The following is a 15,315-nucleotide window of genomic DNA, read 5'->3' as shown; positions in this document are numbered from 1 at the left end:
ATAACTAATACCTGAGTACCGAAAATCCCTTGAGATCCCCTGTGTACTCTTCAGCGACTATTTCTATATCTTCAACAACGGCATATGCGGGCCCCTTTCTGACCCATTTTACCATTTTTTCAACTGCCTCTTTTTCCCCTTCAAAAACGGCTTCGACCCTTCCATCATTCAGGTTCCTCACCCAGCCTGTGAGCCGCAGTCCCTGTGCCTTCTCCTGTGTGCTGGACCGAAAGAACACGCCCTGAACCTTTCCCGAAACGAACACATGTACCCTGATATTCAATCCCAGACCTTCCGCTACAGATTCCTCAAATTCCAGATGAGCTTTTTGCCAAGTTTTCTCTTCTCAAGCTTTCCGGATACTTGCATGTCCAGAAGCGTTTCGAGCAGGTCTTTCCGCGATACCCCAATATCATAATTTTGCTTCAGGTTTTTTCTTATGTCCTCTAAAGTCCCTGGTTTTTTCAACACTTTTGCAACAAATCCTGTCAGATCCTCAAATACGGCCCATGGATATATTATCCACTTCCAATCCTCGTGCTTCTCTGCCCAGTAATCAGGAACGAATGTCGAGCAGGTCTTGTACTGCAATACGGCTGTCCTTACCTCCCCGGGATTCTTATCCTTTATGTAATCCATGACTACGGAATAGGTGTCCCCTGTGTCCGCCACATCATCCACGATCAATATTTTCTTGCCAGAGATATCTATTGGAAGAGGGAATTTTATTTTTGCTTTCCCCAGCGTGGCCGCAATCCCCCAGTGCTCGACCTTTATCGATGCCAGGTCTTTTTGAAGAAGAAAATCGCATACCACCCGAGCCGGTACAAGTCCACCCCTTGCAATACCAATGACAAGGTCCGGTTTAAATCCTGAGCCTTTTATTTTACCAGCCAGAGTTTTTGCCAGTCTGTAAGCCTCATCCCAGCTTACCATATAACATTTGAAGGTATCTCCTGGTTTTTCCATTGAATTAAATTGGTTCATGATAATAGATATTCTTATCTATACCATAGTTCTTTCATCTGCGGTTAATATATACTAAAAATAATTTCAATTATGAGTAATTACTGATGTCGTCATGTATAACACAATGGGTTCACTGCAAGAACATCGGAGCTAAAAATTTGTTTCAGCCGGATGGAATTTTTTCCATAGTATCTTAATCCTGTACAAGTACAGTTTAAGCAAATGCCGCACATAGTTAAAATGTTCATTCCAATCTAACTTGCTTTCCCCTTTATATCTATCCCTGAAAGTGAAAGGGACTTCTCTAATAGTGTTATACTTTCCTTTGACAATGATTTCCAGCATTATTTTATAACCGATGGGAGAGAGTTCTATCCCATCAATAATATTTTTTTTAAAAAAGAAGAAACCGCTCATCGGGTCGCTTACGTTTGTTAATGGCCTTGCGAGAATGGTTGCTGCCCAACTAATCATTTTTCTGTTGAGCGGCCATTTTTCGATTTTTTCTTTTTCCAAATACCGACTTGCTATCGCAAATTCTGATTCGCTGTCCAGAATTGGTTGGACAATTTTTGGAATCATCTCAGGAGGATGGCTTAAATCAGCATCCATCACACCGATTATCTCACCTCTGGCATGTTTAAGTCCTTCTGCCACAGCACTGCCTAAACCTTCTTTACCTTTTCTATGGATCACATTAATTCTATTATTATACTTTTTTGAAAGATCGTCTGCGGTTCTTCCGGTCCCGTCGGGAGAGTTGTCATCTACAATTACAATCTCACAGCATAACAAGGTCTTGTCGAATACATCAAAAATTGTATTAACTAAAAGTGGCAAATTTTCCTTTTCATTATACGTAGGGATTATAATTGTTATCGTTTTAAACCCACCTTTTTTATTCCCATACCACTAAATAGTGCGACGCGAGCGACCCTAAGTCTAAAATTTAATAACTTTTCTAAGATTCGTTTTTTAGGATGCCAATTTGCCATATTTACCAGATCCTCTATATAACCATTGGCTTTCACTTCCCACATGTGTTCCTGTGCCCGAAGGCTACCGACTGCTGCGAGAATAGAAATCCCCGATGGATGTTTGATCTATACTACTCCGTTGTGCGCCGCACCAAGAATGTGACTCTTAACACCTCTGCGTCCTATGGCCATACACCGGAGTTCACTGTAAGGCTAACCCGTCCCAAAATATTAATGACCCTTGCAATGTCGTAAGAAACCATTGTAAGGCTAATTTCAGTACCTGCTTTATGTATCCTTTTCAATAGCAAATAAACCCTGATTGAAAGGCCTCTGAATGCCTATGAAAGCCTCAAGGAGTGTGGATAACCTTTTTTAGAAAAATTTATAAACACTCCAATTGTAGTGCTAATGGAGTGTTATGCCAGACAAGGTAACGATCAAAATACCAAAGGAGCTCTACGAAAACCTTCAAAAGATGATTGAAGGCACGGGTTTCTCCAGCACAACAGAATTCATTGTCTTTGTCATGCGGACAATGGCTTCAACAGGCAGGCTGAAAGAAGAAGACAAACTCACGGAACAGGAAGTTCAGGTCATAAGAGATCGGCTCAAAAAGCTCGGCTATTTGTAGGAGGATGAAAAATGGACCATCTGGATAAATTAGAAAGTCAGAGTATCTATATAATACGGGAGGCTTATAAACAGTTCAAGGACATTGCAGTACTCTGGAGCATAGGGAAGGACTCAACTACGCTGATGTGGCTTGTGAGAAAAGCATTCTATGGGAGAGTCCCTTTTCCTGCGCTGCACATAGACACGGGCTACAAGTTCAAGGAGATATATCAATTCAGGGACGAGTGGACAAAAAAATGGGGCTTGAAGCTTGTGGTTGGAAGCAACGATGATTCGATAAAAGCCGGTATGAGACCTGATAAAAGGGATAAACTGTCATGCTGCGGGCAGCTCAAGACCGAGGCCCTGAAGCAGACCATAGATAAACTCAGATACAAGGCGCTGCTGCTGGGCATTCGCAGGGATGAGCATGGGATACGAGCAAAAGAAAGATACTTTTCACCCAGGAACAAGCAGTTCGAGTGGGATTATAAGGACCAGCCCCCTGAGCTGTGGGACCAGTTCAAGAACAAGCAACATGGAGAACAGCATATCAGAGTGCATCCTTTGTTGCACTGGACAGAACTTGATATCTGGATGTATATACAGAGGGAGCAAATCCCCATAGTGTCTCTGTACTTCGCAAAGAACGGAAAGAGGTTTCGGAGCATCGGATGCGAACCGTGTTGCAATCCTGTGGAATCTGAAGCTGACACTGTGGATAAGATCGTTGAGGAGCTTAAGACCACAAAGGTCGCTGAAAGAAGCGGGCGCGCGCAGGACAAGGAAAGGGCGTACATGATGCAGAAATTAAGAGCGCTGGGCTACATGTAAAAGGCTAAAATGGCTGTTTTGATTGCATTGATGTTGCCGGTATTTTATCTTAAATTGTACATCAGCATCCTTGTCGCTGCAATGGGCATCGCTACAGTTCCCAGACTTAAGACCAGGAATGAGTTCTCGTGGAAAAAGATCATGGGACTTGGAGTCCTTGCCACCTTTAACAAGGGGATTTCCGGCGGAGGATACGGTCCGCTCATAGTCTCGGGGCAGATACTCTCAGGGGTGGAAACAAAAAATTCAACAGGTATGACCACGCAGGCTGAAGGTGCCTGTTGTATCGGTGTTATTACCTACTTCATTTTGGGTACGAACGTTGATTGGATGCTCGCTCCGTATCTTATCACCGGCTCCCTGATTTCAGTCCCGCTTTCTGTATACACCGTCCAGAGAATGCCTGTAAAGCAATTTATTTCAGCAATAGGGGCCGCAACGACATTGCTTGGTCTATTTTCACTGTTTAGATTATTCAATTAAAAAAGAGGAACTAAAAATGAACGAACAAAAACTGAAATTCGTAATCGTGGGACATGTTGACCACGGCAAAAGCACGCTCATAGGAAGGTTGTTGTACGATACCAATTCCCTCCCTGAAGGAAGAATTGAGGAGATAAAACAACTCTGTGAGAGTCTAGGTAAGGACATAGAGTTCGGTTATGTGATGGATCACCTGGAGGAGGAGCGCGATCAGGGCATCACCATCGATACTGCGCAGACATTTTTCAGCACGAAGAAAAGAGATTATGTGATCATCGACGCTCCCGGTCATGTGGAGTTCGTGAAGAACATGATGAGTGGCGCATCGCAGGCGGAAGCAGCAGTGCTCATTGTGGACGCGGAAGAAGGCGTAAAGGAGCAGACAAAGAGACATGCTTACATCCTGGGGATGCTCGGGCTGTCGCAGGTCATCGCGGTTATCAACAAGATGGACCTCGCGGATTTCGAGCAAAAAAGGTTTGAGAAGGTGAAGAATGACCTTATGGAATTCTTATCCAACGTTAAGATTCAGCCATCCTATGTGATACCTATTTCGGCAAAAAATGGAGATTTCATAGCCAACAGATCGGGAACTATGGACTGGTATAAAGGTCCTACTCTCCTTGAAGCGCTGGATACCTTCAAAACAAAAGAAAGCGCGAATGAGAAACCTTTGCGCTACGTTGTCCAGGACGTGTACAGTTTCGACAAGCGCATTATCGCAGGAAGGGTTGAAAGCGGCATAATAAGAAAGGGGGACAGGATCAAAGTCCTGCCTTCAGGGGAGGAGACGCGGGTAAAGAGCGTGGAAGAATATCTGAAAAATGTCACAGAGGCAGAAGCTGGAAAGAGCATCGGAATTACCACCGAGGATAAACTCTTCATCGATAGGGGCAATATTATCGTCAGCAACGCTGACCTGCCGGGGGTAACCAGCAGGATAAAAGCAAATGTCTTCTGGATGGACAGGATCCCTTTTAAGAAAGGGGAATGCCTGCGGTTCAGATGTGCAACCCAGGAGGTGAACTGCGAGATAGAAAAGATCAACAGTGTCATCAACTCTTCAACGCTTGAGCTGATAGCAGAGGATGCGAATGAAATAAAGAACAGGGAAGTGGCAAATATCGTAATCCGGACTGATAAGCCTGTTGTGGTGGAGAACTTTAATAAGATGGAAGTGCTTGGAAGGTTCGTGCTAGGAAGAGAGGATACCTGCGCTGGCGGGATCATCACGGAGCTAGTATGATCGTCTTTGCCATCGATGCGCTGGAATATGCGCTTGTAGAGGAGTTCAACTGCAGTAATCTAAAGCAGAAATTCTATGGGAAGACCAATATCAAGGAATTCTCTCTACCAAGAACGATGGTGCTCTGGAGCTCTTTCATGACAGGGAAAAACATGGAGAAAGAGATACTGGCTATGGGAGATAAGGAGATGTGGAACACCAGGATAGAACTGCGAGATACGTTCTTCAACCGGTTCAGGAATCCAAAAATAATTGACCTGCCGGGATTCAACTACGTCAAAGAGCAGCATGAGCAGGAACGAGTGCTCCTTAAGAATTATTTTGATGCAAAGAGCGATGAAGAAAAAAACAAAATCAGGATTGCGTATAATAACCTTGCTTTCGAGCACCACAGGAGAGTGAAAAAAGAATTCAGCGATGCTCTGAATGCAAAGCACGATTTTGTACTGGGATATTTCAGTGTGGCAGATGTCATAGGACATCTGAACTTCGGCAACAGAACAATGATGAAGATGATATATAATGACCTGGATGAGATAGCGGGATCTATCGAGGATTGTTTTATTGTGCTTTCTGACCATGGGATGGAAAAGATTGGTATATTCGGGGACCATTCGAACTACGGGTTCTGGAGCAATGATTTTGAGGACCTTGGGAATCCGAGGATAACGGATTTTGCGGGTATTATCAAATGAATTTCAGAGGTTAAAAAATGAGCAAGGAATACGGAGAAATAAATGTTCCGAAAGAGATCATAAGAAAGATCGAGGAGCGTATTAAGGGAACGGAGTTTAAAACAGTTGATGAATATGTTAATTTTGTATTAGAGGAAGTCGTCAAGGAAACCGGCGAAGAGGAACCTGAAGAAGTGTTCTCAGAGGAAGACGAAGCAAAGGTGAAGGAGAGACTGAGAGCGCTGGGGTATCTGGATTAAGATATCTCTAAATTCCATTTTTTGCGTGGTCACCCGTTTGGGTGCCTTCGAATCTTATAAGGCTGCTCTTTAATGCCTATAATCTGTCTACCTGCAAATGATTTGCTTTTCTCTAATGGAGCCTGGAGGCGGAAACTAACTCCAATAAATGGATAATAAGAATAAGTCAATTAGACCGTATCATTTATTTGCAGAGTTATATCTCTAATAAAAAAATGATAGGGATTTGAAATCCCTATTACGATATTACATTGTCTATCTTTCTTCCGCCAAGTATGTCGTTCATCAGGGCGTACTTGGAGTTGGGTGTTTTTCCGTTGTGATATCCCCATTCTATTGGCTGTAATGTCATGAGGACTACACCACTGCCGAACTTGTATATCGTATATACCGGCTTCGTTCCTGCACCAGCCTCTTTGAGTGTGACTACCCCTCCTGATGGTGGTGTGTCGCCTCCCACATATTTTAGATACCCATGGGAAGCAAAGTTCCAGTTATCAAGGTCTGCGTCAGTTATTGCTTTATACGGTCCCTTTGCTGGCGGGAGTGGGGTCGACGGTCCTATTACTGTGACATCATTCGTGTAATTATTGACCGCGCTAATTCCTCCTGGCAGTTTGAAAGCCAGAGTCCAGTCGCTGCTATGAAATCCCCATGCTGCTGCATGAAAGTTAAGCACACCACCTGCTTTGACCCAATTGTACAATGCTCCTCCAGGGCTTATGTATGGAGCGAGGGCAGTGTAGAGAGCCTGCGGCTGGTCAGATGCCACGATTATCAAAGAGTAATCGTTCCAGACAACATTCGGAAGACCGGCTGCGGTTACCTTATCAGCGGTCAGGCTCAGGTTCATCAGTGCCTCACTATTGGAATTGAGTCCCCAAGGCAGTTGATCTTCTATTAATAAGATCTTCTTTACTCCCGCAATACCCGGATTGAAATGCGTTACCCCGGAGATTGACTTAAAGCCTTCCGGTGCGACACTGCTATCTGCGGCATAAGCAGCACTTATCATGAAGACAAGCACCAGCATTGCCATTCCTGTTCTAATTCCTAAGTTTTTCATATTTACTCCTATTTTTATTTAGAGACCCACCCACTGCTCAATGGATACTCCGCAATCTGAACTTTGATGGTCAAACTACAGCAAAAACACCAGCTTTTATTAGCCAAATGATTTGGCATTTTCGCCGTAATAATGGCTTTCTTGAGGTTTCCACCACACGCATTGAATAAAGCCTCACAAAATTGGTAATTTGATTAATAGTATAAGAACCTTTCTAAAAAAGTGTGTGTCAAATCTTTTGGTGTTAAATATTTTTTGAAATGTTATTTAACCAATAATTCTTCCTAATGTCCAGGCATTTTAAAGCTCCATGTGATGTTTTGAAGATCCGTTTTAAATAGTCAGGCACAGCAGTTCGATAATAATTTTCAATGGGATTCGTTGTTCGTGAAACAAACCATTCCCTCATGAAAAGACTAGACCGACTTTTACTGATAAGAGAATTGTTCAGATGATTATAAAAAATGCAGACGATTTAGGTAATCTTTGTAAGGAAAAGTACTGCGATTATGACGGTGTGGACGCCTATCCGAAAGATTGATAGAATAAAATAAATTGGTTTGGGAAATAACCTGCGAATGCGCAGAATTACTATTCCCAAGCCTTATTGCTGTACTCAACCGCTCAAACAACTTTTACAGCATCCCATGTCTGCTTTACAGATGTGACTTCCTGACTACTTGCTCCGTACAAATCCGTTGCAGCCTGGATTGTATGAGCCCGCGCCTGGGAAAAGGTCTCAGTCGGGATCATATAGACATCGAGCGCTCGAAAGAAGATTCGCATGGCTTTAGCTTTACCTATGCCGGTAACCTTACCGCCTAACCTGTGCGTTCCTCCTTCGGCGAGCAGATAGAATGCATTGTTGGCTATTCCACTGGAATAGTGCACATCGATCCCATCCCTGTAATCAAGGAAATTATCAATACTATGTCCGTCTTTTGTTGGATTGTTCATATAACGGAGAGCATCTCCAGGTATGGCAGGTGTGTAGGCATCCTCACCGATTAAATAATTTGGTGTTTTATTGGCGCCTCTGGAAGCAGCATAGAATTCCACTATCGTCCCGAAGATATCCGACATCGCTTCGTTAAGTCCACCTGATTGTCTGGTATAAATGAGACCCGCTACGGATTCTGTAACCCCATGCGTCATCTCATGCCCAGCGATATCCAGAGAAACAAGAGGTGAAAAGGTAATCCCGTCCCCGTCTCCATATGTCATGCACCTGCATGAACTGTCCCAAAAGGCATTGTTATATTTAACTCCATAATGGACTCTAGATAACGTCCCTTTATTGTCATTGTATATCCCCTTTCGGTTGAAAGACTGCAAATAATAATCCCAAGTCATCTCAGCGCCATAGTGCGCATCAACGCCTGCTGTGGCACGATCAGTGTTTTGACCATTGCCCCAAACATTATCCAGGTCAGAAAATATGATTCCGTCTCCAGAATAACCATTATTCAAGTCGCTTGTGCGCATATAGCCACTTACCTGAGACCCTGAACCTTTTAAGGGATCAAGCGTGTAGTACTTCTTCGATTGATTAAGAGTAATGATATTGATTGTTCCACTGTACAAACTACGACCAATCCCTTTTGCAGGGGCTACAGTCGTAACAGAAAGCGTTTTCTTATCTGAAGAATCCTGTTCTTTCACGAGCTGGGTCTGCACTTCGGTTGAAGGCAAAAAGGTCTGCAGATCATCATAGCTATCAATTATTTTACCTGTCATAGCATCCACAAATGCCACGATTCTTTTCGGTGCACTCTCATCTTCCATCACAACACGGTAAACGAGCGTTGTTATTCCATCCATGGGATAGACCAACAATTCAGTCTCTGGGTTATTCGTAACCGGTCCATTGAAGAATTGAAGTGCTTTTTCTCTTGCTATCTGACCTGAGATTTTGGGCTGGGTCTGCACCGTAATGCCTGCTTTGTAGCTACCCGTCACTGACTGAAGAGACCCATTACTATTGATATGGACTATCATCTGCTGTCCAAATACTGGTATCCCGTTGTACATCTGATCAAGACGGACATGGATAATGCCGAGATCATCCCGGGCGACCCTTCTAAGGCGAAACTCTTCCTTAGCATCTTTGATTCCCCATTCTGCAGCTTGCGTCTGGAGATGTGAAAGACTCGCCTGAAAAGCTGTCTCGTCATCAGAACTTGAAACCCTGCTCGACGCAGTTTCAGCGCCCGCCTGTGCAACTGGAAATATTGCTGCAATCATCAACCACACAATTCCTATGATGATTATCTGAAAACCTGGTCGTAACCCTTTACTCGATTTTTTCAATTTGGTTCTATTTTGATTCATAGTTTTTTACCTCCAATAGATTGTTTTTACATCATAAAAAAAATAAAAAGTGATAAGAATTTCGAGTTGAAATTCCTAATCACAAATGGGATTTTTAGGGTCTCCTTATAGTGAAGGAGGCCGAACTGGTTGCTGAACTGCCACTAAAAGTCAGTTTTGCATTAAATTTGTAATCTCCGTTTGCGACATATATGCTATTCGGGATTGGAATGGGGAATACCTTTACTGCTTTCATTCCAGGCGTCATGGTGAATGCTGTGTTGAGGAAGGTCATCCCAGTTCCACCGGGCCACAATATGTCTAATGCAATGTTCGATGGATATGTATTGGTAGTAGGATTTGAGATGTTCAGCTTAAGCTGTATCGTCTCGCCTGGAGCGTACACCGCTTTGTTTGTGGAGATTGAAACTGATGGTAAAGGTGATGCAATTGCGGCTGCAAAATTGTCTATCTTTGAAGCACTAGCGTAACCTACAATCCCGACGCCATTTCCCCCGGTGGCTGGAGCACCGCTGCAGACATATGTCTGTGTTCCCGATCCACCGTCAATGTTTTCGAAAGTTATAGTTACTGTATTGCCATTCAGTTCAGCCCGCATATGTGCTTTGGTAAAAGGAGAGCTGAGTGGGAAAAATCCTAGTCCGAAGCCACGTCCACCATTTCCGACATAGCAAGCTCCCCATTCGAATCGATCGTCTCCATCTTGATTCTGAACTTTCAGAAAGAGATTGTTATTGATATCAGCGTATCCCATATCAATCCCTACATACTCAAGACCGGTGCCGACGGATTGAACATCTGCCTCTACCACATTAGAGGTGACACCATTATAAGTGGCTAACGCCATAGGACCGCCTACCGCAGCCATGCCTGAAACCATAAATGTCCCTGCCTGATTTGTCCAAGCAGGACCTATAGGCCCGTCAGAACGATTAAAATCATCCAAGATGGTAGCAGCCACAGTAATCTTTTCTGGTGCTATTTGTCCGCTATCTTTAACATCGCTTGCCTTATTCCCATTTGTCAAGTCGACTGGGTTCGCATACGCAATACCCATCATTGAAAAGAGTATTAGCAATGCTATACCTGTTCTAATCCCTAAGTTTTTCATATTTACCTCTATTTTTATTTGAAGACCCACCCACTGCTCAATGGACACTCCACAACCTGAACTTTGATGGTCAAACTACAGTAAAAACACCGGCCTTTATTAGCCAAATGATTTGGCGTTTCGCCGTAATTATGGCTATCTTGAGGTTTCCACCACACGCATTGAATAAAGCCTCACAATAATCATAATTTCATAAGTAGTATAAGAACCTTTCTGAAAACAAAAAACTGTTCTTATTATTTAATCAAACCGTAACAATTCTTCCGGTTTGCAGTGAAAATATCATATCCAGATAAGATTTGACGTTAGTTTTGTATTGGAGGAAGTTGTAAAAGAAACCGGAGAAGGAACCTGAAGAAGTCTTCTCTGAGGAAGATGAGGCAAAGGTGAAGGAGAGGTTGAGATTGCTCGGGTATCTTGATTAAGGCTCTCTCTAAAATCCATTTTTAAAAATAGAAGGGCACCCATGGGGTGCCATTGAATCCTATATTTTCACTCCTTAGTAACGTATAGTCTATCTACCTGCAAACGATTTGCCTTTCTCTAAAGGAGCGCCTGCCGGCGAACACGCAACCCTAATAAATGGATAGTACGAATAGGTCAGATAGACGGTATCATTGATGTCGCTGAATCTGACCGAGTCTGTCGCGTTTAATGTCTTAAGAGAAATATTTATGGCATGTTCACCAAAAATTTGGTAAGGTGGATATGCCTCATCCATGGTCAGAAAAATCTCTGTACCATACTGCATTCCCCCGCCGTTCACAGCTGACCCAACGGCGGCATCGCCACCTGTTACCTGATACGCGTTGCCAACTTTGTCAAAGTTCAACACATATATGTCTCCAAAACCTTGCGGCTGGAAACAAAGCGTTCCAACATAACCTTGCACATCCGCATCTGTGTTCAATGCCGATGATGAACTTATCTGTGCATATACTGCAATTGCGGAGAATATGGCCATTACTGCTATTCCTAACATTATTATTTTTTTCATTTTCCACACTCCTACTGAATATTTTGATCATCTTCGTTCCATTTTCCTTGATTCATAAGACCACACAGAATTCTGCGCTCAAAGCTCAATTTTATATCCCATACTTTTCATCTCCATACAAAAATAACTCCCGGGAATCGTTATTGTTCATCCGTCCTGCGGATAAGCGTCCACTCTACCATAACCATAATATTTGTCCCAGCCTGGCGTTCCCAGATCATCCGCAAATTTGAGTAGCATGATACCGACCTGCTTATTGGTGAAACTCAGATTATATGACCAATAAAGCGCGGCAACTCCGCTCGCATGGGGTGTGGCCATTGAAGTACCGCTCAAGTATTCATAACCTGATGGATCACAGAGTTCGCATGCACCTTTTGGAACAGTTGAGATTATGTTGGAACCAGGGGCCATTAGATCCAGGAAGTTTCCATATTGGCTGTAAGAAGCTCTTTTTCCAGTTGAATCAAGAGCTCCCACAGCAAGAACCCATGGATAAGCACCAGGATAGCTGGGCTGTTCTAATCCACTGTTGCCGGCTGCTGCAATAACCAGTGCGCCCTTAGTCAAAACTGCATACTTGGTAGCGTCAGAGGTCTGCTGGTCCGGTGAAGGTCCTCCAAGGCTGATGCTCAATATTTTTGCCCCATGGTCCACGGCCCATCTTATGCCATCTGCTATATCAGACGTATAGCATGAACCATAAGCATTACACACCTTAACGGGCATCACTGTGACATTTGGCGCAACCCCTACCACTCCTTTTTTGTTATTCATAGTGGCAGCAATTATGCCTGCTACATGCGTGCCGTGTCCCATATCATCCATAGGATCGTTGTCATTATTCACAAAATCATATCCTAAAGTCTTATTCACAGCAGCGAGGTCCTCGTGAGTGTAGTCCACTCCAGTGTCTATAACAGCTACGATTAACCGGCTATCCCCTTTCCCTTTAGGAGTGTCCCACATCTTATTCGCCTCTATCATACGCATGCCCCATTGGTTGGGATACAAAGGATCATTGGGTGTTAGCTGAATATTTTCTCCAGGACCTGCGACCTCTATTATGGGGGTCGGAATTTGGATCTGTGCATCCTCCTCTATATAAGCTGCACCCGGAATTGTTAAAATGGATATCTGATTATTGAGAGACGCAGTCGGAATATAGAAGATCAATTTATTGTCGAGCGTTTCTCTAACAAACGTTCCGCCATTGTCCTGTACTGCTTTGATTACATTATCCTTAACTGTCTGGGAATCAAGCGTGATCACTATTCTTGTTGAATCAGTTCCAAGCTTTGCACCCGCTAAACCTGTTCCCAAAACCAATGAGATAATTATGAATATTGCAATTTTATTATAAACAGTCGATATTTTCATTTTATTACGCCTCCATTCTTTCATTTATCATCTATCAAAAAATGAGTTCGGCAGCCTTTGCAGGATGCCGAACAGATTTCACATTCACAATTCATACTCTAAAAAGAGACCTCTCTTTCTAATTCGGTTATTTACCTACCGATGTTGAGCCCGATTCTGATTGAGAACCAGGTGCCGGACATGGGACTCTTGTGTAATTTAAATCTGTGTAACCAATAACTAAATTATTATTTACATCAGTCCATCTAAGGTCATCTGTCCCTGTCATTGTGGCCAAGGTTATATCAATACTGTGAACGCCCCAATATGCATAGGCAGGAATTGCCTCGTCTATATGAAGGAGGAGATGACCATTAACAACTGCTCCTCCGCCATCCATCGCGCTGGGATAAACTGGGTTATAGCCTGTTACCTGCAAGGCATTACCTACTTGGTCAATTCTCAAAACATGCAAATCACTATAGGGGCCAGGTTTGAAACAAATTGATCCTATGAAAGCTTGCGCGTTTGAGTCTCCCGTCACTGATGATCCGGCATATACTGCATATACCGAACCTATCATTATTGCTATTATACCTACTATTACAATCTTTTTCATATATTGTCACCTTTTTTCTGCATTAATTTATGTTCAAATGTCATTCATTATTTTATTTTACGGCGCAGTTTCCTGCGCTCAAAGCTTAGGCTTTTATCTCAGATTTCACCTCCCTATTTGTCAGCATGTCAACTACGTGACTCTGATTCATCTGCATCCACCGCAAGTTCTCCCAATTGGTTAATGGAATATGAAATAAAGTTTATCGAGCAACCATTTTAACTACCATTATCGCCACCAATTGTTCTCATAGCATCTACCATATTATAAAGGCTGTGGTGTTTACCATCATCATAATAAATAATTAAAATGATAGAAAAATATTATTGTCACATGCCATTTGCAACTCTAATTTAATAATACAAATTTCTTAAAATTCTAAGAACTGAGCAGAAAGCTTTTTACAATAGGATGCCTATTTGCCACGGACTCATGAGATGTAGAAATATTTGTGTGGGTATCTTAATATTTCTTGGTATCCAGCTAGCCAGTGGTCTATCTGATCCAGGCGAAGTTGAACTTGCTCAATACCATCAGTTTGTGATTACAAGCGTCTCGCCTGTTGAGTTTTACCCATCAGATATCAAAACAATCAATATAACTATGCAGAATATTTACAATTATTCTGCATTCGGCGTCTCGACCGCAATTGATAAAGATAAGGCAGATCCAATAAAAATTACGCATGAATTGCAGAAATTTGTTGGCAATGAAATTCGCGGGAACCAGAACTTTACGATTCAATACGAGATATATATCAAAGACACTGTTGCAAAAGGCACATATTATATCCCTCTCACCGTTATCTGGTCAACGGTTGCAGATGGAACAGTAAAACGCCAGGAAGATCTTTATGTCGGTATCAAAGTAGCTGAAAACCCGGAAGTTATTAAGATCGATACTGTGAACATTACTACGATTCCGGAGCATATCAAGCCTGGGGATACGTTTAAACTCAAGGTTGCATTAAAAAATATAGGGAATAGTAAACTCAACCAGATAAGGGCTGTTCTTGATACGCAGATGCCATTCTCAAGCATTGGGGCTAGTACTGAGCAGTATATTTCTGTATTGGAACCGGATCATAGTGCTGAGGCTTTATTTAATCTACAGATAGATAAGTCGGCGCCCAGCCGCCTGTATAATTTCAATTTTACGCTTGAATATAAAGATTATACCAATCGATTGCAGTCCCAGCAGAGTAGCTTAGGGATTAACGTGGAGGAAGTATCTGAGGTATATATTCAGGATATTACGCTTGATCCGACCACACTGAACCAGGGCAGCGATGGACTTCTGATGGTTAATGTTGCCAATGCCGGAACCAATGATATTAAGGATGTAAGAGTTACTGTATTTGGGGGAGATAAGATATTAACACAGAGCCAGAATTTTATAGGGATTATACACCCAGGCCCAAAGGAATCTTCAACCACATCTTTCGGAGTGCATGTCGATCCAAATATGGATACAGGAGATTACGGATTAAATATACAAATAAATTATGATGATGTAAATGGTGAACATTATTCCAAATCAAACCTGTATATAGTTAAAATAAGTGAAAAAGATTCGATATTGTCAACATCTGATGAGACACTACATGATATTCTTTATGCATTTATATTTGCAGCGATGAGCTATGGAATTTTCCTTATCGTTGGTTTCCAAATAGAAAAAAAATAGTGAAAAATGCCGCTAAATAAAAAAATATTATCAATTTTAATAATCCTTGCTTATTTAATATTATTAATTCCTTATATAATCGCTTCAA

The 15,315-nt window shown here is 42.4% G+C and carries 17 protein-coding genes; 8 read left to right on the top strand and 9 right to left on the bottom strand.

From position 1 onward, the window contains the following. Positions 1 to 4: 4 nt before the first annotated feature. The 3 genes from O8C65_00575 to O8C65_00565 all read right to left on the bottom strand — a co-directional run bounded on the left by O8C65_00575 (position 5) and on the right by O8C65_00565 (position 1,839). Positions 5 to 283, bottom strand: a complete 279-nt coding sequence (locus tag O8C65_00575; protein MCZ7355402.1) for an acylphosphatase — start codon at positions 281 to 283, stop codon at positions 5 to 7. A gap of 14 nt (positions 284 to 297) precedes the next feature. Continuing rightward, positions 298 to 969: a phosphoribosyltransferase gene (locus O8C65_00570; GenBank protein ID MCZ7355401.1), complete on the bottom strand. Its 672-nt coding sequence runs from the start codon at positions 967 to 969 to the stop codon at positions 298 to 300. Positions 970 to 1,119: 150 nt separating this feature from the next. Further along, on the bottom strand, positions 1,120 to 1,839 hold the full coding sequence (locus O8C65_00565) for a polyprenol monophosphomannose synthase (protein MCZ7355400.1): 720 nt from the start codon (positions 1,837 to 1,839) through the stop codon (positions 1,120 to 1,122). Between the two features lie 110 nt (positions 1,840 to 1,949). Between O8C65_00565 and O8C65_00560 the strand changes: the two genes are divergently transcribed. The 7 genes from O8C65_00560 (at position 1,950) to O8C65_00530 (ending at position 6,058) form a co-directional block, all read left to right on the top strand. Continuing rightward, positions 1,950 to 2,201, top strand: a complete 252-nt coding sequence (locus O8C65_00560) for a hypothetical protein (GenBank protein MCZ7355399.1) — start codon at positions 1,950 to 1,952, stop codon at positions 2,199 to 2,201. A 166-nt stretch (positions 2,202 to 2,367) separates the two neighbouring features. Continuing rightward, positions 2,368 to 2,580 (top strand): ribbon-helix-helix protein, CopG family, encoded by a 213-nt coding sequence (locus O8C65_00555; GenBank protein ID MCZ7355398.1) that lies wholly within the window; start codon positions 2,368 to 2,370, stop codon positions 2,578 to 2,580. 11 nt (positions 2,581 to 2,591) lie between these two features. Then, positions 2,592 to 3,395: a sulfate adenylyltransferase subunit 2 gene (locus O8C65_00550; protein ID MCZ7355397.1), complete on the top strand. Its 804-nt coding sequence runs from the start codon at positions 2,592 to 2,594 to the stop codon at positions 3,393 to 3,395. A 9-nt stretch (positions 3,396 to 3,404) separates the two neighbouring features. Next, positions 3,405 to 3,878 (top strand): sulfite exporter TauE/SafE family protein, encoded by a 474-nt coding sequence (locus O8C65_00545; GenBank protein MCZ7355396.1) that lies wholly within the window; start codon positions 3,405 to 3,407, stop codon positions 3,876 to 3,878. Between the two features lie 16 nt (positions 3,879 to 3,894). Next, on the top strand, positions 3,895 to 5,124 hold the full coding sequence (locus O8C65_00540; protein ID MCZ7355395.1) for a GTP-binding protein: 1,230 nt from the start codon (positions 3,895 to 3,897) through the stop codon (positions 5,122 to 5,124). Next, the gene (locus O8C65_00535; protein ID MCZ7355394.1) at positions 5,121 to 5,819 is read left to right on the top strand and encodes a hypothetical protein; all 699 of its coding nucleotides are present in this window, start codon (positions 5,121 to 5,123) and stop codon (positions 5,817 to 5,819) included. The genes O8C65_00540 and O8C65_00535 overlap by 4 nt, the downstream gene beginning before the upstream one ends. Positions 5,820 to 5,836: 17 nt before the next feature. Next, positions 5,837 to 6,058, top strand: a complete 222-nt coding sequence (locus tag O8C65_00530; protein ID MCZ7355393.1) for a hypothetical protein — start codon at positions 5,837 to 5,839, stop codon at positions 6,056 to 6,058. Positions 6,059 to 6,296: 238 nt separating this feature from the next. Here the strand turns inward: O8C65_00530 and O8C65_00525 are convergent, their stop codons facing one another. The 6 genes from O8C65_00525 to O8C65_00500 all read right to left on the bottom strand — a co-directional run bounded on the left by O8C65_00525 (position 6,297) and on the right by O8C65_00500 (position 13,541). Beyond that, positions 6,297 to 7,124, bottom strand: coding sequence for a hypothetical protein (locus O8C65_00525; protein MCZ7355392.1), 828 nt, complete (start codon positions 7,122 to 7,124; stop codon positions 6,297 to 6,299). Between the two features lie 624 nt (positions 7,125 to 7,748). After that, positions 7,749 to 9,455 (bottom strand): M4 family metallopeptidase, encoded by a 1,707-nt coding sequence (locus O8C65_00520; protein ID MCZ7355391.1) that lies wholly within the window; start codon positions 9,453 to 9,455, stop codon positions 7,749 to 7,751. Between the two features lie 94 nt (positions 9,456 to 9,549). Beyond that, on the bottom strand, positions 9,550 to 10,614 hold the full coding sequence (locus O8C65_00515; protein MCZ7355390.1) for a hypothetical protein: 1,065 nt from the start codon (positions 10,612 to 10,614) through the stop codon (positions 9,550 to 9,552). Positions 10,615 to 11,080: 466 nt separating this feature from the next. Further along, positions 11,081 to 11,563, bottom strand: coding sequence for a hypothetical protein (locus O8C65_00510; GenBank protein ID MCZ7355389.1), 483 nt, complete (start codon positions 11,561 to 11,563; stop codon positions 11,081 to 11,083). Positions 11,564 to 11,710: 147 nt separating this feature from the next. Further along, a complete protein-coding gene (locus tag O8C65_00505) occupies positions 11,711 to 12,943 on the bottom strand; it encodes a S8 family peptidase (protein MCZ7355388.1) in 1,233 nt (410 codons plus the stop codon). A gap of 127 nt (positions 12,944 to 13,070) precedes the next feature. Continuing rightward, positions 13,071 to 13,541, bottom strand: a complete 471-nt coding sequence (locus tag O8C65_00500; GenBank protein ID MCZ7355387.1) for a hypothetical protein — start codon at positions 13,539 to 13,541, stop codon at positions 13,071 to 13,073. Between the two features lie 432 nt (positions 13,542 to 13,973). Here O8C65_00500 and O8C65_00495 point away from each other — a divergent pair, with 432 nt between their 5' ends. Further along, positions 13,974 to 15,227 (top strand): hypothetical protein, encoded by a 1,254-nt coding sequence (locus O8C65_00495; GenBank protein ID MCZ7355386.1) that lies wholly within the window; start codon positions 13,974 to 13,976, stop codon positions 15,225 to 15,227. Positions 15,228 to 15,315 lie beyond the last annotated feature (88 nt).

This window comes from Candidatus Methanoperedens sp. (genome assembly GCA_027460535.1).
Lineage (GTDB): Archaea > Halobacteriota > Methanosarcinia > Methanosarcinales > Methanoperedenaceae > Methanoperedens.
Note: the sequence above shows the minus strand (reverse complement) of the source record. Positions and strands in the feature narration are given on the sequence as shown.